The 26,688-nt window shown below is 67.5% G+C and carries 28 protein-coding genes; 20 read left to right on the top strand and 8 right to left on the bottom strand.

Features of this window, described 5'->3' with window-relative positions; all coding sequences use genetic code 11:
- Positions 1–32: 32 nt before the first annotated feature.
- Entirely contained in the window at positions 33–407 is a 375-nt protein-coding gene (locus HH308_RS07920) for a nitroreductase family deazaflavin-dependent oxidoreductase (protein WP_170193642.1), read from the top strand.
- Positions 404–1,237 carry a dienelactone hydrolase family protein gene (locus HH308_RS07915; protein WP_170193641.1) on the top strand — a complete coding sequence of 278 codons (834 nt, stop codon included), beginning with the start codon at positions 404–406 and terminating at the stop codon, positions 1,235–1,237. Before HH308_RS07920 ends, HH308_RS07915 begins: the two co-directional genes overlap by 4 nt.
- A 5-nt stretch (positions 1,238–1,242) precedes the next feature.
- On the opposite strand, the gene HH308_RS07910 is transcribed toward HH308_RS07915, so the two are convergent.
- Positions 1,243–1,803 (bottom strand): ankyrin repeat domain-containing protein, encoded by a 561-nt coding sequence (locus HH308_RS07910; protein WP_170193640.1) that lies wholly within the window; start codon positions 1,801–1,803, stop codon positions 1,243–1,245.
- A gap of 92 nt (positions 1,804–1,895) precedes the next feature.
- Between HH308_RS07910 and HH308_RS07905 the strand changes: the two genes are divergently transcribed.
- Entirely contained in the window at positions 1,896–2,582 is a 687-nt protein-coding gene (locus HH308_RS07905) for a GNAT family N-acetyltransferase (protein ID WP_170193639.1), read from the top strand.
- A 119-nt stretch (positions 2,583–2,701) separates the two neighbouring features.
- On the opposite strand, the gene HH308_RS07900 is transcribed toward HH308_RS07905, so the two are convergent.
- Genes HH308_RS07900 through HH308_RS07890 form a run of 3 tightly spaced genes read right to left on the bottom strand, consistent with a single transcriptional unit; the run spans position 2,702 to position 5,028 of the window.
- Complete coding sequence (locus HH308_RS07900) at positions 2,702–3,181, bottom strand: DinB family protein (protein WP_170193638.1); 480 nt, start codon at positions 3,179–3,181, stop codon at positions 2,702–2,704.
- A gap of 3 nt (positions 3,182–3,184) precedes the next feature.
- Entirely contained in the window at positions 3,185–3,781 is a 597-nt protein-coding gene (gene purE, locus HH308_RS07895) for a 5-(carboxyamino)imidazole ribonucleotide mutase (RefSeq protein WP_281362944.1), read from the bottom strand.
- On the bottom strand, positions 3,778–5,028 hold the full coding sequence (locus HH308_RS07890) for a 5-(carboxyamino)imidazole ribonucleotide synthase (protein ID WP_312870457.1): 1,251 nt from the start codon (positions 5,026–5,028) through the stop codon (positions 3,778–3,780). The genes purE and HH308_RS07890 overlap by 4 nt, the downstream gene beginning before the upstream one ends.
- Positions 5,029–5,148: 120 nt before the next feature.
- Here HH308_RS07890 and HH308_RS07885 point away from each other — a divergent pair, with 120 nt between their 5' ends.
- Positions 5,149–5,709: a GtrA family protein gene (locus HH308_RS07885; protein ID WP_170193637.1), complete on the top strand. Its 561-nt coding sequence runs from the start codon at positions 5,149–5,151 to the stop codon at positions 5,707–5,709.
- Here the strand turns inward: HH308_RS07885 and HH308_RS07880 are convergent.
- The 3 genes from HH308_RS07880 to HH308_RS07870 are packed head-to-tail and all read right to left on the bottom strand — an operon-like array spanning position 5,681 to position 8,245.
- Positions 5,681–7,009: a sensor histidine kinase gene (locus HH308_RS07880; RefSeq protein ID WP_170193636.1), complete on the bottom strand. Its 1,329-nt coding sequence runs from the start codon at positions 7,007–7,009 to the stop codon at positions 5,681–5,683. The two genes, HH308_RS07885 and HH308_RS07880, sit on opposite strands and share 29 nt — an antisense overlap.
- Positions 7,010–7,019: 10 nt before the next feature.
- Complete coding sequence (locus HH308_RS07875; protein WP_170193635.1) at positions 7,020–7,697, bottom strand: response regulator transcription factor; 678 nt, start codon at positions 7,695–7,697, stop codon at positions 7,020–7,022.
- Positions 7,694–8,245 (bottom strand): PH domain-containing protein, encoded by a 552-nt coding sequence (locus HH308_RS07870; RefSeq protein WP_170193634.1) that lies wholly within the window; start codon positions 8,243–8,245, stop codon positions 7,694–7,696. Before HH308_RS07870 ends, HH308_RS07875 begins: the two co-directional genes overlap by 4 nt.
- A gap of 357 nt (positions 8,246–8,602) precedes the next feature.
- On the opposite strand from HH308_RS07870, the gene HH308_RS07865 reads away from it, so the two are divergent.
- Positions 8,603–9,214: a DUF6069 family protein gene (locus tag HH308_RS07865; protein WP_170193633.1), complete on the top strand. Its 612-nt coding sequence runs from the start codon at positions 8,603–8,605 to the stop codon at positions 9,212–9,214.
- A gap of 76 nt (positions 9,215–9,290) precedes the next feature.
- Here the strand turns inward: HH308_RS07865 and HH308_RS07860 are convergent, their stop codons facing one another.
- Positions 9,291–10,121, bottom strand: a complete 831-nt coding sequence (locus HH308_RS07860) for a biotin--[acetyl-CoA-carboxylase] ligase (protein WP_170193632.1) — start codon at positions 10,119–10,121, stop codon at positions 9,291–9,293.
- An 82-nt stretch (positions 10,122–10,203) separates the two neighbouring features.
- Here HH308_RS07860 and HH308_RS07855 point away from each other — a divergent pair, with 82 nt between their 5' ends.
- The 15 genes from HH308_RS07855 (at position 10,204) to HH308_RS07785 (ending at position 26,654) form a co-directional block, all read left to right on the top strand.
- Positions 10,204–11,871: an acyl-CoA carboxylase subunit beta gene (locus HH308_RS07855; protein WP_376767187.1), complete on the top strand. Its 1,668-nt coding sequence runs from the start codon at positions 10,204–10,206 to the stop codon at positions 11,869–11,871.
- A complete protein-coding gene (locus HH308_RS07850) occupies positions 11,868–12,101 on the top strand; it encodes an acyl-CoA carboxylase subunit epsilon (protein ID WP_170193630.1) in 234 nt (77 codons plus the stop codon). Before HH308_RS07855 ends, HH308_RS07850 begins: the two co-directional genes overlap by 4 nt.
- A 7-nt stretch (positions 12,102–12,108) precedes the next feature.
- Positions 12,109–12,771, top strand: a complete 663-nt coding sequence (locus HH308_RS07845; protein WP_170193629.1) for a Maf family protein — start codon at positions 12,109–12,111, stop codon at positions 12,769–12,771.
- Positions 12,772–13,199: 428 nt separating this feature from the next.
- A complete protein-coding gene (locus HH308_RS07840; protein WP_170193628.1) occupies positions 13,200–14,579 on the top strand; it encodes a hypothetical protein in 1,380 nt (459 codons plus the stop codon).
- A 138-nt stretch (positions 14,580–14,717) separates the two neighbouring features.
- Positions 14,718–15,728 carry an alpha/beta hydrolase gene (locus HH308_RS07835; protein WP_170193627.1) on the top strand — a complete coding sequence of 337 codons (1,011 nt, stop codon included), beginning with the start codon at positions 14,718–14,720 and terminating at the stop codon, positions 15,726–15,728.
- A 28-nt stretch (positions 15,729–15,756) separates the two neighbouring features.
- Complete coding sequence (locus tag HH308_RS07830; protein ID WP_170193626.1) at positions 15,757–17,232, top strand: condensation domain-containing protein; 1,476 nt, start codon at positions 15,757–15,759, stop codon at positions 17,230–17,232.
- Complete coding sequence (locus tag HH308_RS07825) at positions 17,229–18,650, top strand: condensation domain-containing protein (RefSeq protein ID WP_170193625.1); 1,422 nt, start codon at positions 17,229–17,231, stop codon at positions 18,648–18,650. The genes HH308_RS07830 and HH308_RS07825 overlap by 4 nt, the downstream gene beginning before the upstream one ends.
- Positions 18,651–18,774: 124 nt before the next feature.
- Entirely contained in the window at positions 18,775–19,671 is an 897-nt protein-coding gene (locus tag HH308_RS07820; protein WP_170193624.1) for a sulfurtransferase, read from the top strand.
- Positions 19,671–20,090 carry a SufE family protein gene (locus HH308_RS07815; RefSeq protein ID WP_170193623.1) on the top strand — a complete coding sequence of 140 codons (420 nt, stop codon included), beginning with the start codon at positions 19,671–19,673 and terminating at the stop codon, positions 20,088–20,090. The genes HH308_RS07820 and HH308_RS07815 overlap by 1 nt, the downstream gene beginning before the upstream one ends.
- A gap of 35 nt (positions 20,091–20,125) precedes the next feature.
- Positions 20,126–21,154, top strand: a complete 1,029-nt coding sequence (locus HH308_RS07810; RefSeq protein WP_170193622.1) for a DUF2330 domain-containing protein — start codon at positions 20,126–20,128, stop codon at positions 21,152–21,154.
- A 144-nt stretch (positions 21,155–21,298) separates the two neighbouring features.
- Positions 21,299–22,732 (top strand): condensation domain-containing protein, encoded by a 1,434-nt coding sequence (locus tag HH308_RS07805; RefSeq protein WP_170193621.1) that lies wholly within the window; start codon positions 21,299–21,301, stop codon positions 22,730–22,732.
- Positions 22,733–22,878: 146 nt separating this feature from the next.
- The gene (locus HH308_RS07800) at positions 22,879–24,666 is read left to right on the top strand and encodes an acetyl/propionyl/methylcrotonyl-CoA carboxylase subunit alpha (protein ID WP_170193620.1); all 1,788 of its coding nucleotides are present in this window, start codon (positions 22,879–22,881) and stop codon (positions 24,664–24,666) included.
- Between the two features lie 11 nt (positions 24,667–24,677).
- On the top strand, positions 24,678–25,013 hold the full coding sequence (locus HH308_RS07795; protein WP_170193619.1) for a hypothetical protein: 336 nt from the start codon (positions 24,678–24,680) through the stop codon (positions 25,011–25,013).
- 134 nt (positions 25,014–25,147) lie between these two features.
- A complete protein-coding gene (locus tag HH308_RS07790) occupies positions 25,148–25,417 on the top strand; it encodes a helix-turn-helix domain-containing protein (RefSeq protein ID WP_170193618.1) in 270 nt (89 codons plus the stop codon).
- Positions 25,407–26,654: a type II toxin-antitoxin system HipA family toxin gene (locus tag HH308_RS07785; protein WP_170193617.1), complete on the top strand. Its 1,248-nt coding sequence runs from the start codon at positions 25,407–25,409 to the stop codon at positions 26,652–26,654. The genes HH308_RS07790 and HH308_RS07785 overlap by 11 nt, the downstream gene beginning before the upstream one ends.
- Positions 26,655–26,688: the final 34 nt, after the last annotated feature.

Below are 26,688 nucleotides of genomic sequence, written 5' to 3'. Positions count from 1 at the left end.
CCCGATCCAGCCCGATCGCCTATCGTTGGGCCATGAAGATTCCGATGGCCGTTGCACGTTTCAACAAACATGTCACCAACCCGATCCAGGGAATCTGGGCACCGCGCCTCGCGCCGTGGGCTGTCGTCGAGCACGTCGGCCGCCGCTCCGGGACCAAGTATTCGACGCCGGTGCTCGCCTGGGTCAACGGTGACCGACTGTCGATCGTCCTCACCTACGGCCGCAAGACCGACTGGGTACGCAATGTCCAGGAGGCAGGCAACTTCGAGTTGATCCGCAATTCGAAGCGCTTCAAAGTCGTTGGGCCACGGGTCATTCCGTCCGATTCGCCGGACATCGTCAAGGGTGCCCGCCTGCCCGCGAAGGCGTTCGAGTCGGTACTCAACGGAACGCTGATCCCGGCGTGAGCGCCACGATCGATCCGCTCGACGACTTCACCCGCGGCAGTTTCACCCACGACAACGTCACTCATCGCACGTACACCAAGGGCACCGGCCCGGCCGTCATCGTGATGGCCGAGGTCCCCGGCATCACACCGCGGGTCGCCGACTTCGCCCGACGCGTCGCCGACCGCGGTATGACCGTGGTGATGCCCTCGCTGTTCGGCGAAGACGGACTGGATCCGGTGGTCACTCGTCGCGATGAGATCCCCGGCGTCGCCACGGCGATGACGAAGTTCGTCGGGAGGCTCTGTGTCAGCAGGGAATTCACCAAGTTGGCGACCGGGAAGTCGTCGCCGGTGGTGACCTGGCTGCGCGCTCTCGCCGCCGACTCCCACGAACGCTTCGGCGGTCCCGGCGTCGGCGCGGTGGGCATGTGCTTCACCGGCGGCTTCGCGTTGGCGATGTCGGTCGACGACCGCATGCTCGCACCGGTCCTCTCGCAGCCCTCCCTTCCGTTCCGTCCGATCGGCGACGCCCACTGCATCGACATCAGCCCGCGGGACCTCGAGACGGTCAAGACCCGGTGCGCCGCGGGGTTGCAGGTGATGGGCCTGCGGTTCCAGGGTGACAAACTCTCCCCGGCGGGGCGGTTCGACTACCTGCGCGAGCAACTCGGTGATGCGTTCATCGGCGTCGAACTGCCTGACACCGCTGCCAATCCCGAGGCTCTGCTGCCGCCGCACTCGGTGCTCACCGAGCATCTCATCGACGAGCCCGGGCAGCCGACGCATGACACCTTGCTGGAGGTCCTCGACTTCTTCGCGACGAAGTTGGCGGTCCAACCTGCCGGGTAGCGGCGCTACTCTCGCAACGCCACCAGCGATTCGCCGTCCATTCCGCTCGGCGGATCGTAGGTGCCGTGCCATCCGATCAGTGTGCGCTCGTAGTCGTCGACGAAATACGTTGCGCCGGCTGGTATCTCAACTGCTCCCCCGCCGTACGCAACGCGGCGGGTCAGCAGCGCCCGCCGTCGCTGAGCTTGTTGCCAGGCGCTGCTCGCGGGCATCAGCGTCTGGTCCGGTGAGGGCGCCCACAGCCCCGCTCCACGGGCTGCGGCGTCGTCGATCAAGCGCATGACACCGACGTGTCCGCGGCGTCGGGCGACACCGTTGGGCGTCTCGCCCGACGCCGCCGCCGCATCGACGGCCGCGCCCAGCCCGATCAGCGCACGCGCCGCCGGACTGTGTCCGGCATACGCGGCCTGGTGCAGAAACGTCCAGCCCGACGTCGGCTTGACGAACCGGCTGCACCGCGCGGCCGACGTCGGATCTGCGCCGAACCGGATCAGCACCGCGTCCCACTCGCCCGCCTTCGCCTGGTCGTACAGCTGCTCGACCACCCCATCTCCATGTCCGCTCACGTGTGTCCTCCTCATCCGTGATGACATTGCCCACCGAACATAACCCCGCCCCCTGACATACCCGCCGCGCGGCCTTGCGCGACACTGGATCGGTGACATCCGCCCATCCGCTCGACGACCCGATCACCACCGCGCTGTTCGGCCGCCAGTCAGATCTCGCGCAGGTGAAGGGTCGCGTCGCCCGCTACCACCCCGACGTCTCGGTCTTTTACGGGCATCCGCGCGAATTGGCCGACGACGATTGGCACCACCTCGCGGCGCTCTCGGCAGGCAGCACAGTGTCGATGCGCGACCGGCGACAGCCGCTGCCGGCCGACTGGGAACTGCTGGAATCCTTTGACCTGGTGCAGTATTCGGGCGAGAATCTCGACACGACCGATTCCGACGGCATCGGTGACGTCATCGAACTCACCGCCGCCGACGTTCCCGAGATGACCGCACTGGTCACCCTCACCAGACCCGGCCCGTTCCGGCCGCGCACCATCGAGATGGGTACCTATCTCGGCGTCCGCGACGACGACGGCTCTCTTGTCGCGATGGCGGGCGAACGGATGCGCCCGGACGGCTGGACCGAGATCAGCGGGGTGTGCACGGCGCCGTCGGCGCGGGGCCGCGGCCTGGCGTCGACGCTGATCCGTGCCGTCGGCGCCGGTATCCGCGCCGGCGGCGATCAGCCGTTCCTGCACACCACCGCGGGCAATCCGGCCCGAAAACTCTATGAGGCATTGGGTTTCGTGTTGCGGAGCGAAGTGAAGCTGGAGATTCTGCGGACGCGGTGAAGGCGGGATCGGCAGCAATCTGTGACAGCCGTCGACCGGAGACCGGAAACTATTGCCGGACAACTGAACTCGCCCCACCTGCACTCAGACGAACACCGCAACGGCAATCGGGCGCCGCGTCATCGCGCCACCACGTCCGCGCAGACTTGCAGATGCCCGACGTGCTGCGCGATTTCCCGCAGCACGTGCAGCAGCACGAATTCCGGCGTCGACGACGCCGCGTCCCGACGCGTCGTCCCCACGGCCGACGGGTTGCGAATTCCCTCGTGCAGTGCGACCGGCAGCCAGTCGGCGACTCGAGTTCGTGTCTGCGCCACCAACTCTCGCGCCTGCGCCACCGTACCCGTCGCGACGAACTCGGCGGCCCGGTCGCGCGGAATGTCGTGTCCGGCGACCAATGAACCCAGCCAGTAGCCGACCATGCCGTCGATGTGAGTGACCAGTGCGAACACCGAATTGACCCCGTCGACGTCGGGCGTCGCGTTGACCGTGACGTCGTCGACACGCCCCAGCACCGCGGAGATGTCGTCGAACAACTCGCCGGCGATCAGCTCATACGCCGCCGCCAGCGCATCGGGGTCCACGTCGGCGCCGCTCATTCCTCAGTCCTCCAACAACTTTCGGCGCAGCGACTCGTCCTTGTCGAGAACCATGGTTTCCAGATCGCGCTGGAAGTCGGTCATCCGTGCCTGCAGGTTCGGATCGGCGGCGGCGAGGATGCGGACCGCCAGCAGACCGGCGTTGCGAGCACCGCCGATCGACACGGTGGCCACCGGCACACCGGCGGGCATCTGCACGATCGACAGCAGTGAGTCCATGCCGTCGAGGAACTTCAGCGGCACCGGCACACCGATCACCGGCAGCGGCGTCGCCGACGCCACCATGCCGGGCAGGTGCGCGGCACCGCCGGCACCCGCGATGATCACCGAGATGCCGCGCGCCGCAGCACCTTTCGCGTAGTCAAGCATCCGCTGCGGAGTACGGTGCGCGGAGACCACACCGACCTCGAAGGGCACTCCGAATTCGGCGAGTGCCTCGGCGGCCGCCTGCATCGTCGGCCAGTCCGAGTCACTGCCCATGATCAGCCCGACACGCGGGAGCGCGACCGCCGCCGACGCCGCAGCGTCGCCCGCGGTCAATGCGCCTGCGGGAGCGTCGGTTTCGAGTTCTGGTCCAGTGTTCTGTGTCATCTCACTCATCTCGATCGTCGACCGCTGCCGGCCGTGTCCACATCGTCACCGTGCGGGTCCCAGCCGTCGGTCCACACGCCTTGCGACATCCAGGTGGCCGCACGCTCGGCACGCTCGCGCACCGAGACGACATCCTCCCCGGGCCGCCCGACGACGTTGACGTGCCCGATCTTGCGCTCCGGCCGCTCCCCCTTGCCGTACAGATGCACCTTGGCGTCGGGCATCCGGGCGAGCAGGTGATGCAACCGCTCGTCCATCGACATCGCAGGCGACTGCTGCGCGCCGAGGATGTTCGCCATCACCACCACCTCGGAGCGCGCCGCGGTGTCGCCGAGCGGATAGTCGAGGACAGCCCGCAGGTGCTGCTCGAACTGGGAGGTCACCGCACCGTCCATGGTCCAGTGCCCGCTGTTGTGCGGGCGCATCGCCAACTCGTTGACGAGCAGGTCGCCGTCGAACGTCTCGAACAACTCCATCGCCATCACCCCGACGACGCCGAGTTCGGCGGCCAGCGACAACGCCATCTGCTGTGCGGTCTCGGCGGTCTCGGCGGGCAGGTCCGGGGCAGGCGCGAGCACGACCGCACACTGTCCGTGCCGCTGCACGGTCTCGACGACGGGCCACGCCGCGCCCTGTCCGAACGGCGAGCGGCCGATCATCGCCGACAGTTCACGGCGCATCGGCACCTTCTGTTCTGCCATCAGGATCGTCGACGCGTCGGCGGCCGCGGCGTCGAAGGCCGCCAGTCCGGCGTCGCGGTCGTCGATGATCCAGACGCCGCGTCCGTCGTAGCCGCCGCGCACCGCTTTGAGGACGACCGCCCATCCGTTGTCGTCACCGAAGGTGATGAATCGGTCCCGCGCGGCCGCACGGTCGCCGGCGAGGTCGACGAAGGCCGGCACCGGCAGTCCCAATTCGGAGAGTCGGACTCGCATCGCCATTTTGTCCTGCGCGAACTCGAGAGCCTTCGACGGCGGCGCCACATTGACGCCGTCGGCCTCCAGCGCGCGCAGGTGCTCCAGCGGAACGCCCTCGTGGTCGAACGTCAGCGCCACCGCACCGGCCGCCGCTTCACGCAGGGCGTCGAGATCGTTGTGCGACCCGATCACGACGTCGGCGCTGACCTGGGCCGCCGGGTCGGCGTCAGACGCGGCCAGGACGCGCAGGCACTGCCCCAGCGCGATGGCGGCCTGATGCGTCATTCGCGCCAGCTGGCCACCACCGATCATCGTCACGGTCGGCATGTTCTCACTCACGGCGACCAGTCTGTCACGCCCTACCGACACCGCTGAGCGCCAGTCACCTCACCTGCGACCTTGCTTACATTCGCGCCCGACTAAGTTACTCGGCGGTCGAGTTTCGTACACTTGACCCTTGTGCCCTTGATCGACGACGTTGTCTCCGCCCTACCCGAACCGATTCGTCGTCAGGTTCTGCGGCATCACGAACTCATCAAGTTCGCGCTCGTCGGCGGCACCACGTTCATCGTCGACATGGTGATCTACTACGCGTTGACCTTCTCCATCCTGGAGAGCAAGCCGGTGATGGCGAAGATCATCTCGGGCGTCATCGCGACGATTCTCAGCTACATCCTCAACCGCGAGTGGTCGTTCAAGAACCGCGGCGGCCGGGAACGACACCACGAGGCATTGCTGTTCTTCGCGATCAGCGGGATCGGCGTGCTCCTGTCGGCCGCGCCGCTGTGGCTGGCCAACAACGTGTTCATGATGCGGCAGAACATCGCCGGCATCGAACTGCTGATCATCGACTTCGGCCTGAATTACATCATCGGCAACCTGCTGCAGATGGCCTTCCGCTTCTGGGCGCTGCGCAAGTTCGCCTTTCCCGAGGAGCAGCTGCGCGGCGGCGACGCCGGGTCGACCGACCTGCGCGCGACCTTCGACGAACTCATCGATGAGGAGCTCGGTCACGCTTGATCTCGGCGCCCTCCGGCGGTCCGGCGGGCACGACGATCGCGAACACCGTCGGGTGGCGTGACACCAGGTCCAGGCGCCCGCCGTCGGCTTCGATGAGGGCACGGGCCAGGGCCAAACCGACGCCGCTGCCCCGCCCGCCGGTGAACCCGCGACGGAAGATCTGCGTCACCAGTTCGTCGGGCACCCCGCGTCCCTCGTCGCCGACGGTGATCCGCAGCATCGACGCCGACACCAAGCCGGCGGCGCTGATCGTGCACGTCCCCGAACCGTGTTGCAGCGCATTGTCGAGCAGCACCGACATCGCCTCCCGCAGCCTCGACGGCTGCGAACTCCACGCCGTCGCATCGGCCGGAACCCGCACGACGATCCGGCGGTCCTGCGCGTCGTAGGCGTGCTCGAAGTCCTCGCGCAGCGTCGCGACGAGCCTGCTCACATCGATCGGGATGGCGGGCGCATCCGGCGACTCACGCGACGCCGCGACCATTTCATCGAGATCCTTCGACAGCCGGTCCACCTGCGCGGCCGCGGCTTCGGCTTCGACGACGACGTCGGGGTCGGGGTGCATCGACAGCTCGTCGAGGCGCAGTTGGATGGCGGTGAGCCGACTGCGGAGCTGATGCGACACCTCGCCGACGATCTCGCCCTCCCGCTCCCACCGGTCGGCGATCTCGCTGTTGGCATCGCCCAGCGCCGTCGAGAGCCGGTCCAGTTCGGCGATGCCGTAGGTTCGCCATTCGGACCGGAAATCGCCCTTGGCCATCGCGCCCGCACGATTGGCCAGGTCGATGACCGGGTCGGCAAGGCGGCTCGCGGTGATCGCGGCCACCACGGTCGTCACCGCGACCGACGCGACGACCATCATCGCGACGATTCCGATCGCCGCCCACTGGTCGTCGCGCACCGAGTTGCGCGGAATCGACATCCGCAGCACACCGAGGTCGCCGAGGTCGATGCTGTCGGAGAACGTCGGAGCGGGAATCGGGTTGCCGACGAGTACTTCCGGCGCTCGCCCGGCGACATTGCCGACCGCGGGGTGACTCATGACCAGGTACCCGTCGTCGGGTACGAGCAATCGGAAGGCCGGGTCGGACCGGGCCAGCTCGCTTGCATCGTGCGCATGTTCCTGATCGGAGTCCTCGTGCTGGATCAGCAGCACCGACGCCCGCTTGAGCCGGCCTTCGAGGTCTTGATGGGCGTGATCGGAGACCCACCACCACGCGATCACCATCAACGGGATGCCCAGCAGCACGCCGACGCTGGCCACCATAGCGATCATCGACGTCAGGATGCGCTGGCGCATCGACGAGATCTTACGGATCAAAGCGGAAGCCGACGCCGCGCACGGTCACGATATGCCGGGGCCGGTCGCCGGAGTCGTCGCCGATCTTTCGCCGCACCCACGAGATGTGCATGTCCAGGGTCTTCGACGAGCGCAGATCGGCCGAGCCCCACACTTCGCGGACGATGTCCTCGCGGCTGACCACCTCGCCGGGCCGTTCCATCAGGAACCGCAGCAGGTCGAATTCGCGGTTGGCCAGGACCAGATCCTTGCCGTCGACGAGGACGCGGCGGGCCCGCGCGTCGAGCGAGATGTTGCCGCCTTCGAGCACGTCGTCGTCGGCGGTGGGGTGGCGACGCAGCAGCGCCCGCACCCGCGCGAGCAGTTCGGCCAGGCGGAAGGGCTTGCCGACGTAGTCGTCGGCGCCGGCGTCGAGGCCGACGACGAAGTCCACTTCGTCGGTCCGCGCGGTGAGCATCAGGACGGCGAGGTCGGGGCGTTCGACACGCACTCGTCGACAGACTTCGAGCCCGTCCATCTGCGGCAGGCCGAGGTCGAGGACCAGCAGCTCGAATCCGCCGTTGAGCGCTCCGGCCAGGGCGTCGACCCCGTTGGTGACCACTTCGCAGCCATATCCCTCGCGGGTCAACGCGCGTGCGAGCGGTTCGGCGATGGCCGAGTCGTCCTCGGCGAGTAGTACGGCCGTCATCGACGATGCCCCTCTCTGCGGTCCCCGCGTCCGGTCGGGTAGTCCTCGTCGTCCTGTGCGTCGAGCACCTCGTGATAGAGCAGTGCGTGTACCCGCTCGACCTGCGGGATGGCGTGGAACAGCAGCGGGTCGTCGGACGCGGATTCGATGACCAAGGTACCGGTCCGCAGAATGCGGTCGATGACTCCGTGGCGGAACTCGACGGTATTGATGCGACGGATCGGGATGTCGATGCCGGACCGGGTGAAGACGCCCGACCGATAGATGACCCGACGGTCGGTGAGCACGAAATGCGTTGTCTTCCAACGGGTCAACGGACGAACGAAGAACCATAGAAAGACGAGCAGCCAGAGTACTCCGATGACCACGAGCAGCCAGAATTTCACCCCGGAGGGGAATTGTGTCTGGCCGACCATGCCGGCGAGCACTCCCGCGATCAGCGTGACGAGCAGGAACAGCAGGAAGGGACCGAGCAGACTCTTCCAGTGCGGGTGTCGATGCAGCACGATCCGCTCGTCGGGCGCGAGGTTCTCGCGGGGATAGGCCATGTGATCAGCATAGGCAATGCATGGGACCGGTTGTCGGTCCATGGATTGAGCGAGCGCAGCACGCCCCCTGCGGATTGAGCGAGCGCAGCGAGTCGAAATCACCGAATGACACCGGGTTCGCGCAACACGTCACCGTGGACTCGCCGAATTCGTTGCGTCGGTGTGGTTTCGACACGGGCCTACGCTATCGCTCAACCCGGCTCAACCAGCGGGGGTGTCGGCTCAACCAGCGGGGGGTCGGCTCAACCAGCGAGGGTGCCGTCGCGATCAGCTCGAAACCTGCGGAGGTGGTCGTCGGGCAGTGCCTGAGTAGAGTGGATGGTCGATCATGGGCGACGCCGAGGAGATCCCACCGCGATGAGCAACCAGTACCCGAACGACCCCTACGGTCGCGACCAGTACGGAAGAGATCAGTACGGTCACGATCGGTACCGTCAGGATCAGACCGCGCGCTACGACAGTTACCCGCCGTCGCAGGCCTACAGCGCCGCTGACCCCGGCTACCCGCTGCCCTACCAGCAACCCCGCCCGCCGTCGAACAGACCCGCGGCACCGCGCATCAACACCACCCTGTTCATCGGTGGTGTGGTGATGACGGGTGTGGTCACCGCGCTCGCGGCGTGGTTGGCCGCATGGATCCTGCGGACCGTGGTGGAGAAGATCAACGCGACCGGCGAGCTGGGCGTGTGGAATCCGATGGCTCAGGACGAATACTGGTTCGCGGTGGCGGCATTCGTGTGCGCCCTCGCCGCCGCCGCATTGTGGTACGTCCTGCAGATAGTCACGCCCTCGCCCGACCAGTTCTTCGGCTGGACCGTCGGGCTGCTGATCGCCGCCGCGGTCATCATTCCGCTGTTGCTGTCACAGGGCTGGGAGGTCAGCATCGCGACGGCGCTCATTCACCTGGTGATCGGCCTGCCGATCCTCACCCTCATCCCGACCGTCGGCCGCAAGAGCTTCCAGCCGTAGTCGTTCCAGCCCTAAAAGTCTCCAGCGCCTAGTCGCCAGCGCCTAGTCTCCAGCGCCGCAATAGTTCCAGCGGCAGTCAGCGCAGGTGAGTGACGTCGCCCGCAGCGGCGACGACCTTCTCGCTGCCGGTGTTCACGACGATCCGCCCGGCGGCGTCGATCTCCTCGGCGACGCCGACGATCTCCTTGTCACCCGGCAGGATCAGCTTCACCTGCGAGCCCAGGGTTCCACTCTGCGCGCGGTAGCGGGTCGCGATGTCGGGCAGACGGTCGGGCCACAGGGTCAGCAGATCGTCGAGGCTCGTCAACACCGCCACGGCGAGGTCGGCATGATCGACGGACTGTCCCGCCGCCACCGACAACGACGTCGCCGTCGGCACCGGGAACTGCTCTTCGGTCATCGCGGTGTTGATGCCCAGTCCGATGACCGCCGTGCCCGAACCCGCGGCCTGCCCGTCACCCGCGCCAGCCGCGACGAACTCGGCGAGAATGCCCGCGACCTTGCGGTCGTCGATGAGAACGTCGTTGGGCCACTTGAGATTCACCTGACCGGGGGTCTGGCGCAACGGTTCGCACACTTCTTCGATGGCGGCGCTCACCGCGATGCCCGCGAGCAACGACAACCAGCCGAGTGCGGCGGTCGGGCGTGGCACACCGACGGCCACCGACATCGCGAGCTGTGCGCCCGCCGGCGACTCCCATGCCCGCGTGTGCCGGCCGCGGCCCGCGGTCTGTTCCAGCGCGATCAATACGTGTCCGGCGACCGCCGCAGGATCACCAGAGGCGCGCGCGACCAGGTCGGCATTGGTCGAGCCGATCGATTCGACGACTTCGATCCGGCTCCAGCGGCTCCCCCGCATCCGATCGGTGAGTTGAGTCTGAAGATGCGCTGCGCTCGAGTCGGTCATGGTCTGCAAGCCTACGGCGCGGACGAACCCGGAGGTAGCGCACGTCACAGCAAAATGTGAGGAGATCGTCATATTGGGCCGGTTGACGAACCATACCGAGCGATCGCTAGCATCGGTGTTCATGACCACAGCTTCTCGCGACGATGCCGGTGCTCCGGACATCCACACCACAGCAGGCAAACTCGCTGATCTGCGCAACCGCCTCGAAGAAACCCACCACCCGGTGGGTGAGGCGGCGGTGGAGAAGATTCACGCCAAGGGCAAACTCACCGCCCGCGAACGCATCACTCACCTCCTCGACGAGGGGTCGTTCGTCGAGCTCGACGCGCTCGCCCGGCATCGCAGCACCAACTTCGGGTTGGCCGATCGTCGGCCGCTCGGCGACGGTGTGGTCACCGGTTACGGCACCATCGACGGCCGCGAGGTCTGTGTGTTCAGCCAGGACGTGTCCGTCTTCGGCGGCAGCCTCGGCGAGGTGTACGGCGAGAAGATCGTCAAGGTCATGGATCTGGCCATCAAGACCGGTCGTCCGCTGATCGGCATCAACGAGGGTGCGGGTGCCCGCATCCAGGAGGGCGTGGTGTCGCTCGGCCTGTACGGCGAGATCTTCCACCGCAATGTCCGCGCGTCGGGTGTCATCCCGCAGATCTCGCTGATCATGGGCCCGGCCGCGGGTGGCCACGTCTACTCCCCCGCGCTCACCGATTTCGTGGTGATGGTCGATCAGACCAGCCAGATGTTCGTCACCGGCCCCGACGTCATCAAGACCGTCACCGGCGAGGACGTCACCATGGAAGACCTCGGTGGCGCGCACACCCACATGGAGCGCTCCGGCGTCGCGCACTACGTCGCGCACGACGAGGAAGACGCCCTCGACTACGTCAAGGAACTACTCGGTTACCTGCCCAGCAACAACCGCGCCGAGCCGCCGCGCCTGCCGGTCGCGCAACCCGCCGCCGGTTCGATCGAGGAGACCCTCAACGACGAGGACCTCGAACTCGACACGTTGATCCCGGACTCGCCGAATCAGCCCTACGACATGCACGAGGTCATTCGCCGCATCCTCGACGACGACGAATTCCTCGAGGTTCAGGCCGAGCGCGCGCGCAACATCATCGTCGGTTTCGGCCGCGTCGACGGCCGCAGCGTCGGCATCGTCGCCAATCAGCCCACCCAGTTCGCGGGTTGCCTCGACATCGACGCCTCGGAGAAGGCCGCCCGCTTCGTGCGCACCTGCGACGCCTTCAACATCCCGATCGTCACCCTGGTCGACGTCCCGGGCTTCCTGCCGGGTACCGAGCAGGAGTACAACGGCATCATCCGCCGCGGCGCGAAGCTGCTCTACGCCTACGGCGAGGCGACGGTCGGCAAGGTCACCGTCATCACCCGCAAGGCCTACGGCGGCGCCTACGACGTCATGGGTTCCAAGCACATGGGTGCCGACGTCAACCTGGCGTGGCCGACCGCGCAGATCGCCGTGATGGGTGCGTCGGGGGCCGTCGGATTCGTCTACCGCGGCCAGATCAAGGAGGCCGAGCGCAACGGTGAGGACGTCGACGCACTGCGGCTGAAACTGCAGCAGGAATACGAGGACACCTTGGTGAACCCGTACGTCGCCGCCGAGCGCGGCTACGTCGACGCGGTCATCCCGCCGAGCCACACCCGCGGACAGATCGCGACGGCGCTGCGTCTGCTGGAACGCAAATTCGTCAACGTGCTCCCCAAGAAGCATGGGAACATTCCGCTATGACCGACGACGCCGCGACTCCAGCCACCGAGAAGGCACCCGCGCCCTTGTTGCGGGTGGTGTCGGGTAATCCGACCGATGAGGATCTGGCGGTGCTGGTCACCGTATTCGCCGGGGCGTCGGGCGGCTCAGCCGAGCCCGGACCGCAGATCCGCGACGATTGGGGCCACCCGCTCGACCGGCTGCGTCCCACCTGGTCCTCTCCGACCGGATTCTCCAATCAGCGCTGGTGATCTGACCATGTCAGCCACCGATTCCGACGGCGCCGTGCCCCAGGTCATCCTTGGGTCGGCGTCGCCGGCGCGGTTGACGGTCCTGCGCAACGCCGGGCTGGCGCCACGGGTCGTCGTCTCCGACGTCGACGAGGACGCTCTGTTCGAGCGCCTCGTCACCGCCCGCCCGGACGAGATCGTCGTGCGCCTCGCACAGGCGAAGGCCGACGCCATCATCGCCGAACTCGCCGCCGAGGAGCCCGCGCCCGATGCGCAAGCGATTGTGCTGACGTGTGATTCGATGCTGCTCTTCGACGGCGCGCTCACCGGCAAACCCCATCTGCCCGACGTCGCCGTCGCCCAGTGGCGTCGAATGCGCGGACACAGCGGTGAGTTGATCACCGGCCATTGCGTGAGCCTCATGCGCGGCCCCGACGTCGTCGGCAGCGCCCACCGTGCCCACTCGACCGTGATCCACTTCGACGACGTCGACGACGCGAGCATCGATGCCTACGTCGCCACCGGCGAGCCGCTGGAGGTCGCGGGCGCCTTCACCCTCGACGGCCTCGGCGGGTGGTTCATCCGCGGCATCGAGGGCGACCCGTCGTCGGTTCTGGGGATCAGTCTGCCCACCGTCGCCGCGCTGCTTCGCGAGCTCGACGTCGACGTGACGACTCTCTGGCGCGACTAGCGGACTGTCGAGGCTCAGCGGTCGGCGATGCCCGGCGGGAGTTGGGACTGGACCCACGCCGAACATTCACCTGACAACCCGCGAATGCAGCAGCCACACACCCCCACCCGCCCCACCAGTGACGACGAATCGATTCACCCGGCGGGCGGCCGCCGCGTAGCCTTTGTCGGGATGCTTCGTACTGGGGCGAGACCAGACCGTTTTCTGACTACCGCCGTAGTCCGTTCAGAGGACAAAACTTCGAATTCCTCATGAGTTGATTATCTTCGCGACACACGGGCGGCGAAATCAATGAGCGCGGACCTGATCGCACGATCAAGAAATTCGGATCGATCGATCGGAATCTTTATCCGATGACTGAAATCCCTTGCGTCCCTGAACGTTTGACCAACTGGCGCTCGAAGTTACCAACTAGTAGCCTGAGCCGCGTGACGCCTCCCACACTCCTTTCCGACCGTGACGCGCCCACCGTCACGGCCCGGGTCACCGGCGACGACGATCTCTTCATCCGAATGGATCGCGCCCTCGGTGTGCCGCTGGCCAATCAGGTCGTCTGGCGTCTGAACAGCCCCCTCGGCGCCGCCCGCCACGCCGAGATCGGCGCGCGCCTCGCGCGCACCCCACTCAACAGGGTGGTGCGGCGCAACCGAATTCCCTTCGCGCGCGACTCCTGGGTCGACGCCGGACCGGCCGGCGGGATCGTCGGCTACGACACCGAGCCGATCGCCGACGACGACACCATCTCCTGGCTGAATCGTTGCGCCGCAACACAGTTCGACCTGCAAACCGGCCCGGTGTGGCGATTCGACGCGGTCCCTCTAGCCGGCGGCGGCGGGGTGGCGGTGCTGACGCTGAGTCACGCGGTCGGCGACGCGTGGGCCGGTATCGCGAACGTCATCAGCGCCGTCGGACCTGGCCGCGACGGTCCGACGCTGCCCGCGGACGTCCCGTCCGGCGTCGACGACGTCCGCGACGCTTTCGGGCAAATCGGTTGCATCGCAACAAGTCTCATCGACATCGTCCGCGACACCACGCGGCGGGAAAGCGGCGCGGCGGCGTCGCGCCCGGTCATCACCTCGACGTCGATTCCCCGCCCCGGCCCGGTGGCCGACGGCGCCGGCCGGGCCGCTCCCCCGCTGGTGATCGCGAGTTTTCGGACCGACGACTGGAACGACGTCGCGCGCACGCACGGTGGCACACCCAATTCGCTGTTCATCGCACTCACCACCGGCCTGGTCGTCGCGGCCGGGCGAGCCACCTTCGACGACACCGTCCGCATCGTCGTGCCGATGTCGCGCACCGACGGCTCCGACGACGACGTGCGGGCCAACGCGACCACCGGCCTGCCGCTGGACGTGCCGACCGACGCGATCCGGCGCGGCGATCTCGCCACCGTCCGCCGGCTCGCCAAGCAGATGTATCGGCGGGCACCCGCCAACCCGGACCCGCTGCAACGCCTGCAACCACTGCTGCAGAGCCTGTCCGACGCCGTGCTGCTGCGCCTGCACCGCGACGCGGCGACGCCGCTGGCGGTGGCGTCGAATGTCGGCGACCTCGATCCGCGGTTCGCCACCCTCGGCGGCGAAGACGTGAAAGACGTTGCGCTGCGGTCCGTTCCGCAACACGCGAGTCGGCAATTGCTCGCCGAACTGCGTGGCGGCGTCGCCTGTTGGCTCAACGTCACCGGGGCAACCACGACGCTCGCCGTGGGATCCTACGACCCCACCCGGATCGCCACGCGAGCAGATCTGGCCACCCTGCTCGACGCCGAGTGCGCTCGCTGGGATCTCGAGCCCGCCCACTGGTAGGAGTCGCGCCCCACCGCCGACCACCCCGCTTCGACTCCGCTGAGAGCCACGAAAGCCGCACCGGGTGACTCGACTTCTCCAGTCCCCCGCCGAATCCGGCATCGACCATTCCTCAGTCCCATTGAAAGGGCTACTTCCATGCTGCCTCGACCACAGCTGCGGCGAACCATCGGGATCGCCGCGCTCGCGTGTGCTCTGCTGGCCGGACTCACCGCACCCGGGGCGACGGCGTCGCCCGCCGTCGCACACATCGAACGAATAGTGTCCGAGGGCCCCACTCAGTCGGCCGCGTATGTGTACTCGGCCGCCATGCACAAGACCGTCAAGGTGCAGATCCTCACCCCGGCGTCGCACACCACCGTCCCGACGACGTCACCGCGCCCGACGCTGTACATGCTCAGCGGCCTCGGCGAGGAGGACCCGACCAACAGCATCTGGTTACGCAAGACCGACATCGTGAAATTCTTCGCCGGCAAGAACGTCAACGTGGTGCTACCGCTGGCCGGCAACGGCAGCTTCTACACCGACTGGCGCTCCGACGACCCCGTTCTCGGCCGGTACCGCTGGGAGACCTTCCTGACCGAGGAACTTCCCCCGCTGCTGGATGAGCGGTTCGGCGGCAACGGATCTCGCGCCATCGCGGGCCTGTCCATGGGTGCGGGCTCCGCTCTGGTCCTCGCCGCCCGCCATCCGCGCTTCTATCGCGCGGTGGCGTCCTACAGCGGATGCTATTCGGCCACCGACCTCACCGGCCAGGTGTCCACGCGGGCGATCGTGAAGGTGTTCGGCGGCGACGCCACCAATATGTGGGGCCCGATCGGCGACCCGCGGTGGGCCGCTCACGACGTCATCCGCCACGCCGCTGGACTGCGCGGCACCGACCTCTACATCTCGGTGGGCAGCGGTCTGCCGGGTCGGTACGACGCCCCCGGCTACCCCGGCAACGACAACCCCGCCGACCGCACCGTCGTCGGCGGCGCCATCGAAGTCGGGTCGCTGGCCTGCACCCGCAGGCTGCAATCCGCCCTTGCCGCACAACACATTCCGGCGGACTTCCGGTTCGTCAGTCCGGGCACGCACTCCTGGCCGTACTGGGTGGATCAACTCCACAGCAGCTGGCCGGTGATCTCCCGGGCACTGTCTCGCTGACCCCCGCTTCCGCACGAAAGGATCGCTCATGGAATACACCGAGCTCAGCGACTACCCACTGCCCAGTGGGCGGGTCACCGAATGGACCGTGCTCACGCCCGACGACGCCTGGGCCGCCGACGAGCGGCGGCTGTCACTCACGCATCTCGCGCACGCTCGCCGCGCGGTAGCCGCGGGCGACAACTGGCACAGCGAGTGGATCGGCACCGCATTCCACATCGAGCATCCACTCGACGCCGTCGTGCTCGCCCGGACTATGGAGCGCTGGTACGCGCGCCACGAGGTGTTCCGCAGCACGTTGACCCCCGGTTCCGACGCCGACGGTGAGTTCACCAGGCGCACAGTGGCTTCCGAGCGGGTCACCGCGAGCAATCGACTCGTCGGCCGGCACCTGTCGAGCACCGCGGTGTACGAGCACATCACCGAACACTTCGACACGACGGTGTCGCCGCTGCGCTGGCCGCACTGCATCGCCGTCACCGTCGAACCACTTGACGACCCGGACAGCTTTCTGTTCGTCTTCGCCGCCGACCACACCGTGATGGACGCCTACACGCAGGTCTTCGCGATCGACGAGGTCGTCGCACTGTACGAATCGGAGCTCACCGGCACGCCGGACGACCTGCCCGAATTCGGCAGCTATGTCGACTTCAGCGAGGCCGAGCGACGACGCTGCGAACGCACCGACGCCGCCGACCCCGCCGTCGCCGCGTGGTCGGCGTTCTTCGACGCCCACGCCGAAACCGCAGCGGCACAACCTGATCGGATGCCGGCCTTCCCCATGCCGTCATCCGGCGCGACCGGTCCCGTGCTCGGCGACGACACGTCGTCGAGCAGCCATCAGGCGAGCCTGTCGAGCTGGATCCTCGACGCCGAGCAGACCGAGCGATTCCATCGGGTGTGCAAGGCGGCCGGAGCCAACATGCAGGCCGGCGTGTACACCGCGCTCACCATCGCCGCGCGTCGCCACTGCGGCGACCCGCATCTGCGGCTGATCAACCCGGTGCACACCCGCAGCGGCGTCGAATGGCTCGGGTCGGCCGGCTGGTTCGTCGACATCGTGCCGGTGCACCTGCGACCGGGCGCCGCCGAGACGTTCCTGGAGGCGATCGGCACTGTCGCAGCGAATGTCGACAGTGGCCGGAACGACTCTCCCACACCGTATTCGGCCGTCGCCGACGTGCTCGACGATCCCGCAACCGACGTCGCGCCGCAGTTCGTCGTGTCCTACATCGACATGAGAACAGCTGCGGGAGCTCAACATTGGGCTCGACGTAAGGCACGGGTGCTGCGCAGCGCGACCGCACAGGCCGACGAGGTCTACCTGTGGATCAACCGGGTCCCGGGCGGCACCAACATCTCCGCGCGTTTCCCCAGCGGTGCGGCGGGAAACCCGATGAGCGACTTCATCACTTCGTTCACCGGGGTGCTGCGTGAGGTGGCCGCCACCGGCGACGCCGCCTATTCCAGCGCTCCCCGCCCGACGACGGAGGCCGTTCGATGACCAACCCGGCTATCACCGTCGAGAACCCGCTCACCCGCGGCATTCCGCGCGGTGGCGAACTCGTCGAATGGCGGCTGAACAATCCCGAGTGGGTCCGCACGACGGCGAGCCGGCACCCGATCGGGCCGTCGTTCCTGCAGGTCGACCACATCGTCGCGGCCGCTGCCGAAAACGCTTCGGCGCACCGTGACTCGGCAGTCGTGGCGCGCAATACGGCGGTCACCGGCGTCGTGACCTGGGTTCCGCAGCGGCTGAACCGTTCAGCCATGGCCGAGGCGCTCACCGACTTCGTCCGGCGCCACGACGAGTTGCGCTGTTTCTTCGAGATGACCGACGACGGCCCGATCCGCTATCTCGTGCCGCCCGCCGCAATCGAATTCGCCACCGCCAACGTCGGCGCGAGCAGGCTCGGGCATGCGCTCGTCGACCACATCGTCGAGCACATCGAGACGTCGACCGGTTACGACCGCATGCCGGGGTTCACGTTCGGCGCCGCCGACGGGGGCGACGGCTTCGCCCTCTATTTCGGCTCCGACCACGCGCACAGCGACGGATATTCGCAGATGCTCGCCATCGATGAGATCGTCCAGCTCTACCGTCGTCGTCTCGACGCCACCCGCCCGGCGCTGCCGCCGGCGGCCAGCTTCCTCGACTTCGTGGCGAGCGAGCAGGCCCGGGCGGCCATCGCGTCGCCCGACGACCCGCGAATCGACGTGTGGCGCAAACTGTTCGCGTCCACCGACGGGACAGTACCGCGGTTCCCGCTCGACCTCGGGCTGGTCGACGACGAGCCTGTCGCCGGCACCCGGGTACATCGTGACGTACTCACCGCGGAGCAGGCGGCCGCAGTCGATCGTCGGGCCGATTGCCTCGGGGTCGGCTTCACCGCGGTCGTCTATGCCAGCCTCGCGGCCACCGAGTACGAATTGACCGGCCGCACTTCCTATTTCACCGCGACGGTGCTGGCCACCCGCACCCCGTCGCAGGCCCGTACGCAGGGCTGGCTGTGCAATTTCGCGCCGGTCGCCTTCACTCACGACCCGCACGGGCCGATCGACGAGCTGGTGCACACCGCGGCAGCCGCGGTCCGCCAGGCGCGCGAACTGTCGACGCTGCCGGTGCACGCCGCGCTGGCGATCCTCGCCGAAGAGGGCCGCTACCACCCCGAAGCCGGTGCGCCGCAAATGGTCTCGACGATCGACTTCCGCAAGATGCCCAACCGAAACGACCCGGCGATGCGGGCCGCCGAGGCGTTCGCCGGCCTGGGACCCACCCGCAACGCGAACATGTGGATCAACCGCTACGAGTCCGGCGTCGACCTCGCGGCCCAGATCCCGGCGACCGCCGCGGCGCGGGCGTCGACGGCCACTTACTTCGATGGGTTCGTGCGCAGAATGCGGGAATTCGCGGCGGGATAGGTCGTGACCGAAATCGTCACACCCACTGAGTATGCTGAAGGGGTTCCGCCGGGGGCACCCGCTCCAGGCCAGCCGAACGTTTCACAGCCCGAGAGCTTCACCCGAGCAGATGTGGGAGACATCCGTGCCCGTCGAGACCGACCCCAACCCGAGTTTTGCCGACTACGCCCACCCGGAACGGCTGGTCACCTCGCAGTGGCTGTCGGCGCACATCGGGACCCCGGGCCTGAGGATCATCGAGTCCGACGAGGACGTGCTGCTCTACGACATCGGACACATCCCCACCGCGCAGAAGGTCGACTGGCATCTGCACCTCAACGATCCGGTCACCCGCGACTACATCGACGGCGCGCGGTTCGCCGAGCTGATGAGCTCCAAGGGCATCAGCCGCGACGACACGGTCGTCATCTACGGCGACAAGTCCAACTGGTGGGCCGCCTACGCGCTGTGGGTGTTCACCCTGTTCGGCCACCCCGACGTCCGCCTGCTCGACGGCGGGCGCGACGCCTGGGTCGCCGAGGACCGCGACATGTCCTTCGACGTTCCGGAATACCCGCGGTCGAACTATCCCGTCGTCGAGCGCAATGACGCGCTGATCCGTGCCTACGCCGACCAGGTCCTCGATTCGCTCGGCACGCAGCCGCTGATCGACGTCCGCTCGCCGCAGGAGTACACCGGTGAGCGCACCCACATGCCCGACTATCCGCAGGAAGGCGCCCTACGCGGCGGCCACATCCCGACCGCGGTGTCCATCCCGTGGGCCAAGGCGGCCGCCCCCGACAGCCGGTTCCGTTCGCGCGCCGAACTCGACGAGATCTACGGCGCCTTCGACGCCGCGACCCCCACGATCGCCTACTGCCGCATCGGTGAGCGCTCCAGCCACACCTGGTTCGTGCTGACGCATCTGCTCGGCTTCGAGCGGGTCCGCAACTACGACGGCTCGTGGACCGAGTGGGGCAATCGCGTGCGCGTCCCGATCGCCGTCGGCGAGGAGCCGGGCGACGCCCCGGCCAAAGCCTGATGTCGTTGCCACCCGAGCTCGCGGAAATCGTCGACGACTTTGCCGCACTTGGTGATTCGGACAAGGTGACGCTGCTCCTCGAATTCGCCGAGGAGCTCCCGCCGCTGCCCGACCACCTCACCCAGGAGTCGATGGAACCGGTACCCGAATGCCAGTCGCCGGTATTCCTGTCGGTCGACGCCGCCGACCGCGACGCGGTGCGCGTGTATTTCAGCGCGCCGCAGGAATCGCCGACGACGCGCGGCTTCGCGGCGATTCTGCATCAGGGTCTCGACGGGCAGTCCGCCGAGGTGATCGCAGCGGTGCCCAGCGACTTCTACTTCGACCTCGGTCTGGGCGCGGTGGTGTCCCCGCTGCGCTTGAACGGGATGGCCGGAATGCTGGCCCGTATCAAGCGGCAGGCCGCGCAGGGCCACTGATCCACCGCAGCCGCACCCGCCGACGAAGGTTCGCCATGGTCACCAGCCGCCTGTTCCGACTGTCCGTCGCGCTGCTCCTCGCCCTGCCGGCGCTGCTGCTCACCTCCCCGGCGTCGGCGTGCGCATGCGGCGGGATCGCCAGCAACGACGCGACCGCGCGGGTGCACAGCGAGACTTCGATACTGTCGAAACGCGGCGATCGCGAAACCATCGACATGCGCTTGTCGATGACGTCGGTGGCGCCCGACGCCGCGCTGCTGGTCCCCACGCCCGCCCCGGCCACCGTCTCGGCCGGCGACGCCGCCACATTCACCCGCTACGACGAGATCAGCGCGCCCCGCGTCGAGACCCGCACGCATTGGTGGATCCCGTCGTCGGACACCGATGGCGTGACGGCAGGCGCGGCACCGCCCGGCGGTGCGTCGACCGGCGCCCCGACCGTCGTGCAACGAGTCACCCTCGGCCCGCTCGAGGCCGCCGTGCTCGCCGGCGGCGACGTCGACGGCATCCGAAAGTGGCTGTCGGACAACGGATACCGACTCCAACCCAAGCTCGTCCGCGCGCTGGCCCCGTACGTCGGGCAACACTGGTCGTTCGTCGCGCTCAAACTCGCGTCGCCCACGCCACTGTCCGGGCCCCTCGATCCGATCCGCCTGACCTTCGACTCCAGCAGCCTCGTGTACCCGATGCGCATGTCGGCGGTGGCCGACGCGCCGCAATACGTGACCACCTACGTCGTCGCCGAGCATCGCCAGCAGCGCATCGACGCCGACGCTGCCGGGCAGTCGGTCACCACCGTCTACGCCGGCCGGATCGACGACGCCTACCTGACCAAGATCACCACCGCTGTTGCGCGTCCGGACACCATCACGACCGACTTCGAATTCGCCCGTGCCCCGACGGACGACCCCGTTGCCCAAGTCACCTACGCCGACGAAGACGTGCGGATCTTCGGCGTGATGGCCGGGCCGTTCCTGACCGCCGTCGGGATCGTTCTCGCGGTCCTGGCGACCACCGCGGTCCTGCTCGTCGTCACCCGGCGGCGCACCGTCCGACGCCGATAACGCACGTCACGGTCACACCGGATTGTCCGACCTGGTTGGATGAACAGTGTCCGCCGCGCCCTCGGCGTCGCACCCGCATGTCCAGACCCCCTCAGATCGGAGCGCGCAGGTGTCCGTTGTCCGTCGTCACCGGCCCAGCGCCCGATGAGGTTCATCCAGATCCTCGAAGACACCGTCGCGCCCGGTGCACTGGTCGAGTGGACCCCGATCACTCCGCCGCGCGACGAATGGCACAGCGATTCGCGGCTGACCTCGCATAATCACGAGGCCCACCTGCGCGGCGCGATCGCGCACTATCGGGCGACCGGCACCGAAGGCGGCCGCGAATCGTGGTTGGGCTTGGCGATCGAGTTCGACGAGCCGATGTCGGTGCCCGCGATCCGCGCCGCGCTGACCGAGTGGATCGACCGGCACGAGGTGCTGCGCAGTCACGTGGTGATCCGGGGCGAAGGATCCACCGGGGAGGGACTGCGTCGTGTCAGCGTCGCGCCCGGTGCGGTCAAGTTGAAGATGGGCCGCATCGGCTGGTATTCCTCACCCGACCTGCTGATCGAGCAGATCGCCGGTTCGTTCGACCGCGCCACGGCACCCACCCGATGGCCCGCGTACGTCTTTGCGACGGTGGCCCGGGAGGGCACGTTCACCCTGTTGTTCGCCGCCGACCACTCGTTGCTCGACGGCTACTCGCTCATCATGTCGCAACACGAATTGGTCGAGTTGTATCGCGCCAACCGCGACAAGGCCATGTCACGCGTCGCCGTCAATCCCAATCCTGAACCGCCACAACTCATTTCGGTTGGCAGCTATGTAGACTTCAGCGCTCAGGAGCGTCGTACCGCCGACGCCGCCGACGCCACGCATCCCGCGCTGACGGTGTGGTCGGCGTTCCTGCAGGGCGCCACCGAACTGCCCGCGTTCGGCATTCGGCGGGCCTCCGCCGACGCCGCACCCACACCGCAGGCGTCGCTGACCGCCGAGGTCGCCGACGACGAGCAGACCAACCGATTCACCGCGGTCGTCGCCGAAGCCGGTGGAAACCTCCAGGTCGGCATCATGGCCGCACTCGCCGTCGCCTATCGTCGGGCGTTGGGCCTCAACGACTTCCGGGTCATCATGCCGCGGCACACGCGCCACGAGGAACGGTGGCTCGGCTCGCTCGGCTGGTTCGTGGCCCTGGCGCCGTTCTCGCTGGACACCTCCGACGACCCCACCTTCGACCACGCCGTCGCCCGGGCCGCCAAAGAATTGCGCCGTACCAAGCCGGCGGCGTCGCTCCCGTTCCTGCGGGTCGCCGATCTGCTCGGCATCACCGGTGCACCGCGGTTCGTCGTGTCGATTCTCGACACCCGTTACGCCCCGGGAGCCCGCGAGGCCGACGCCGGGCGCGCGACGGTCCTGCGGTCACACGCCTACGCACCCGACGAGCTCTACATCTGGGTCAACCGCACACCGTCGGGGCTGCGGCTGTCGGCCCGTTATCCCGGCGACTCGCCGATGACCGACGATGTGCTGCGCTACCTCGACGAGTTCGGCCGGCTGATCGCCGAGATCGGCGACGCGTCGACCTATTCGACCTGACCACCCGCACCGACCAGCCGAAATGATTCGCGAAAAGACAGACCGAGCAATCGTTCGGGGGTTGCCGGAAGGCGTCGATGCCGCCCCGCTAGTATCAGGTGTTGTGCGTCACCCGGCGCAGTGTCACTACATGTCCAGGAGATCAAGTGCCCACTGAACAAGCAGCGATCACGAAGGTCCTCATCGCCAACCGCGGCGAGATTGCGGTGCGCGTGATCCGCGCGGCGCGCGATGCCGGAATCGCCAGCGTGGCGGTCTACGCCGAGCCCGACGCCGATGCGCTGTTCGTGCAGCTGGCCGACGAGGCCTTCGCACTCGGAGGCCAGACCTCCGCCGAGTCGTACCTCGTCTTCGACAAGATCCTCGACGCCGCGGCGAAGTCGGGCGCCAACGCCATTCACCCCGGCTACGGCTTCCTGTCCGAGAACGCCGACTTCGCCCAGGCCGTCATCGACGCCGGGCTGATCTGGATCGGCCCCTCGCCGCAGTCCATCCGCGACCTCGGTGACAAGGTGACCGCCCGTCACATCGCCGAACGCGCCAGCGCACCGATGGCCGCGGGCACCAAGGACCCGGTCGCCGATGCGTCCGAGGTCGTCGAGTTCGCCAAGGAGTACGGCGTTCCGGTCGCCATCAAGGCCGCATTCGGCGGTGGCGGTCGCGGCATGAAGGTCGCCCACACCATCGAAGAGATCCCCGAGCTGTTCGAGTCCGCCACCCGCGAGGCGATCGCGGCCTTCGGTCGCGGCGAGTGCTTCGTCGAGCAGTACCTGGACAAGGCACGCCACGTCGAAGCGCAGGTCATCGCCGACCAGCACGGCAACGTCGTGGTTGCCGGTACCCGCGACTGTTCGCTGCAGCGCCGCTTCCAGAAGCTCGTCGAAGAGGCACCGGCACCGTTCCTGACCGATGACCAGCGCGCGCGGATCCACAGCTCGGCCAAGGCCATCTGCCGCGAGGCCGGCTACTACGGCGCGGGCACCGTCGAATACCTCGTGCAGGGCGACACCGTCTCGTTCCTGGAGGTCAACACCCGGCTGCAGGTGGAGCACCCGGTCACCGAGGAGACCGCGGGCATCGACCTGGTGCGTCAGCAGTTCCGCATCGCCGAAGGGCTCGCCCTCTCCATCACCGAAGACCCCACTCCGCGTGGCCACGCCTTCGAGTTCCGCATCAACGGCGAGGACGCCGGCCGCGGCTTCCTGCCCGCACCCGGCCCGGTGTCGGTGTATCGCGAGCCGTCGGGCCCGGGCGTGCGTGTCGACTCCGGCGTCCGCCAGGGCGACGTCATCGGCGGCCAGTTCGACTCGATGCTGGCCAAGCTGATCGTCACCGGTGAGAACCGCGACCAGGCTCTGCAGCGGGCGTCGCGTGCGTTGCGCGAGTTCGAGGTCGAGGGTCTGGCGACGGTCATCCCGTTCCACCGCCACATCGTGGAGAACCCGGCGTTCATCGGCGACGGTGAGAAGTTCGACGTCTACACCAAGTGGATCGAAACCGACTGGGACAACCCGATCCAGCCCTACACCGGTGGCGAAGCGATCGACGAAGACGACAACGCACCGCGCCAGACGGTGATCGTCGAGGTCGGGGGCCGACGCGTCGAGGTGTCGCTGCCCGGTGACCTCGCGCTGGGCTCCGGCGGTGCGTCGAGCAACGGCGTCGTCCGCAAGAAGCCGAAGGCGCGTACCCGCAAGAAGGGCGGCGGCGCCGCGGCCTCCGGCGACAGCGTCGCCGCACCCATGCAGGGCACCGTGGTCAAGGTCGCCGTCGAGGAGGGACAGGAAGTCGCCGAAGGCGATCTGGTGGTCGTGCTCGAAGCGATGAAGATGGAGAACCCGGTCAACGCACACAAGGCGGGTGTGATCACCGGACTCGCAGTCGAGGCCGGCGCCGCCGTCACCCAGGGCACCGTCCTGCTCGAGATCAAGTAGTCCGCACGACGATGGAACCGGTCGAGATCAACGCCGGGGCGTGGTATCTGCGGGCATTGCGTGACGACGAACGCGTCACCGACGTCCCCGCGCTCACCGACCTCGGGATAGGTGATCCGGCCGGATTCGTCGTCTCCGCTGCCCGCGGCTGGGCCGACGAGACTCGATTCACCTGGGCCGTCTGCGAACCCACCACCGGCGAGATGCTGTCGCTGATCGTCGTCGACGCCACGCCCGCGGTTCTGCGCGCTCAGGCGCGCTCGGGCAGCGAGTCGACGCTCGACGACGCGGTTCCAGCGGTCACGAGGTTCGTCGAAGGGGCGCTGGGGATCGCCTTACCGTCGTAATCGGAGTCCCTTCCACAAGATCGACAAGACAGCCCAGCTCACTATGCGTGGAATACCAGGCATAGGCCCGAAAATTCGGCCCCCTTGCACACTTTTCGTGGTACTATGATTGTAATTTAAAGCATAGGAGCAGCATGCCACGGCCGCGGAGAACTTCGTCGACTCACGTCTCCGCTACGCCTGAAATATCACGCATAAGCAGCCACCTAGTCGAGCGTCGCGTCAAATTGGGCCTCACCCAACAGGTCCTCGCCGACCTCAGCGGAGTGTCGCGATCGAGCATCCAATCTCTCGAGCACGGCCTCGGCGGAATTCGTTTGGAATCACTGATCGCCATTGCCGACATCCTCGGTATGCGTGTCGACGTGACCTCGGCCGAAACCCCATCCGTCCATGCCGATTGACGACTACGCGGCCCTCAAAGACGTTCCCGCCGCGGATGTACTCATCAGCGGGACGCACGCCGCCACCCTCACGCGAGGGCAACGCGACACAATCACCTTCCGATACGACCCGACGCAACTCAAACTGGCTGGCCCGGTTCGTACCCACTCGGTGTCGTGGTCATTGCCCGCCGGAGGCGACGCCACCCCCGTGGTCACAACGGCGGGAGCCGTGCCCGCGTTCTTCGCCGGACTACTGCCCGAAGGAGTGCGACTCGGCGCTGTCGTGGCCTCGACGAAAACCTCCATCGACGATCACCTCACACTGCTCATCGCCGTGGGCAGCGACACAATCGGCAACGTGACGGTGGTACCGACCGGATCCACGCCCGAGGTCGTCGAACCTGCGGTCGATGTATCGAAAGAGGTTGACTTCCACTCCCTTTCGGAGCTGCTGGCCGTATCTCTCGACGTCGATCCGGTGGCACTCAGCGGCGTACAACCAAAGGTGTCCACGAGCCGTCTGACGTCCACTGCCCGCTCCAAATCCGGTGCCGCCATCCTCAAACTGGGCCCGCCCCAATTTCCGCGCATCGCCGAGAACGAGCACTTCTTCATGACCGCCGCACGAGCATGCGGACTACGCACCGCCGACACCGAGGTCGTCCACGACACCGAAGGGCGAACCGCGCTACTCGTAACCCGCTTCGACCGCACGACAAACCGGAAGGGCGACACTCATCCCATCGCCCAAGAAGACGCCTGCCAGGTGCTCGGCCTCTATCCGGCTGCGAAGTACCGACTCAAGACCGAGCAGGCAATCACCGGACTCGCACGGGCGTGTGCCGACGGCGGCGGTTCAGCCGCGGCGGCAACGCTCGACCTACTCACCACGGTTGCCTTCTCGTGGCTCATCGGCAACGGCGACTTGCACGGCAAGAATCTCTCGATCTTCGCACCCGACGATTTCTGGCAACCCACACCCGCCTACGACCTGCTCACTACTCAACCGTATTCCGGGTGGCGCGATCCCATGGCAATGAACCTCTACGGACGCGCGAATCGGTTGACCCGAACACATTTCATCGAATCCGGCGTACGGCTCGGTCTCCGCGCGCGTGCCGTCGAACGTATGCTGACGACCCTCGTCGCAGCATTCGAGCCGTGGCCCGGGCGATGCGGAGAGATTGGTTTCGACGACGCCGCAACCGAGCGACTATCCGCACTGCTGGAGCATCGCCGCACAACCTTGAGGTAGTCCCTACTCTCGCCAGTACATCGCCCCCAATGCC

The organism is Gordonia asplenii (assembly GCF_012933505.1).
Lineage (GTDB): Bacteria > Actinomycetota > Actinomycetes > Mycobacteriales > Mycobacteriaceae > Gordonia > Gordonia asplenii.
Note: the sequence above shows the minus strand (reverse complement) of the source record. Positions and strands in the feature narration are given on the sequence as shown.

What these genes read in the sequence shown, in the direction of transcription:
- HH308_RS07920 (WP_170193642.1), top strand. Translation starts at nt 33, where the DNA reads ATGAAGATTCCGATGGCCGTTGCACGTTTCAACAAACATGTCACCAAC.
- HH308_RS07900 (WP_170193638.1), bottom strand. Translation starts at nt 3,181, where the DNA reads ATGAGCGGCGCCGACGTGGACCCCGATGCGCTGGCGGCGGCGTATGAG.
- purE (WP_281362944.1), bottom strand. Translation starts at nt 3,781, where the DNA reads ATGAGTGAGATGACACAGAACACTGGACCAGAACTCGAAACCGACGCT.
- HH308_RS07880 (WP_170193636.1), bottom strand. Translation starts at nt 7,009, where the DNA reads ATGCGCCAGCGCATCCTGACGTCGATGATCGCTATGGTGGCCAGCGTC.
- HH308_RS07875 (WP_170193635.1), bottom strand. Translation starts at nt 7,697, where the DNA reads ATGACGGCCGTACTACTCGCCGAGGACGACTCGGCCATCGCCGAACCG.
- HH308_RS07870 (WP_170193634.1), bottom strand. Translation starts at nt 8,245, where the DNA reads ATGGCCTATCCCCGCGAGAACCTCGCGCCCGACGAGCGGATCGTGCTG.
- HH308_RS07865 (WP_170193633.1), top strand. Translation starts at nt 8,603, where the DNA reads ATGAGCAACCAGTACCCGAACGACCCCTACGGTCGCGACCAGTACGGA.
- HH308_RS07860 (WP_170193632.1), bottom strand. Translation starts at nt 10,121, where the DNA reads ATGACCGACTCGAGCGCAGCGCATCTTCAGACTCAACTCACCGATCGG.
- HH308_RS07850 (WP_170193630.1), top strand. Translation starts at nt 11,868, where the DNA reads ATGACCGACGACGCCGCGACTCCAGCCACCGAGAAGGCACCCGCGCCC.
- HH308_RS07845 (WP_170193629.1), top strand. Translation starts at nt 12,109, where the DNA reads ATGTCAGCCACCGATTCCGACGGCGCCGTGCCCCAGGTCATCCTTGGG.
- HH308_RS07835 (WP_170193627.1), top strand. Translation starts at nt 14,718, where the DNA reads ATGCTGCCTCGACCACAGCTGCGGCGAACCATCGGGATCGCCGCGCTC.
- HH308_RS07830 (WP_170193626.1), top strand. Translation starts at nt 15,757, where the DNA reads ATGGAATACACCGAGCTCAGCGACTACCCACTGCCCAGTGGGCGGGTC.
- HH308_RS07825 (WP_170193625.1), top strand. Translation starts at nt 17,229, where the DNA reads ATGACCAACCCGGCTATCACCGTCGAGAACCCGCTCACCCGCGGCATT.
- HH308_RS07815 (WP_170193623.1), top strand. Translation starts at nt 19,671, where the DNA reads ATGTCGTTGCCACCCGAGCTCGCGGAAATCGTCGACGACTTTGCCGCA.
- HH308_RS07810 (WP_170193622.1), top strand. Translation starts at nt 20,126, where the DNA reads ATGGTCACCAGCCGCCTGTTCCGACTGTCCGTCGCGCTGCTCCTCGCC.
- HH308_RS07805 (WP_170193621.1), top strand. Translation starts at nt 21,299, where the DNA reads ATGAGGTTCATCCAGATCCTCGAAGACACCGTCGCGCCCGGTGCACTG.
- HH308_RS07795 (WP_170193619.1), top strand. Translation starts at nt 24,678, where the DNA reads ATGGAACCGGTCGAGATCAACGCCGGGGCGTGGTATCTGCGGGCATTG.
- HH308_RS07790 (WP_170193618.1), top strand. Translation starts at nt 25,148, where the DNA reads ATGCCACGGCCGCGGAGAACTTCGTCGACTCACGTCTCCGCTACGCCT.
- HH308_RS07785 (WP_170193617.1), top strand. Translation starts at nt 25,407, where the DNA reads ATGCCGATTGACGACTACGCGGCCCTCAAAGACGTTCCCGCCGCGGAT.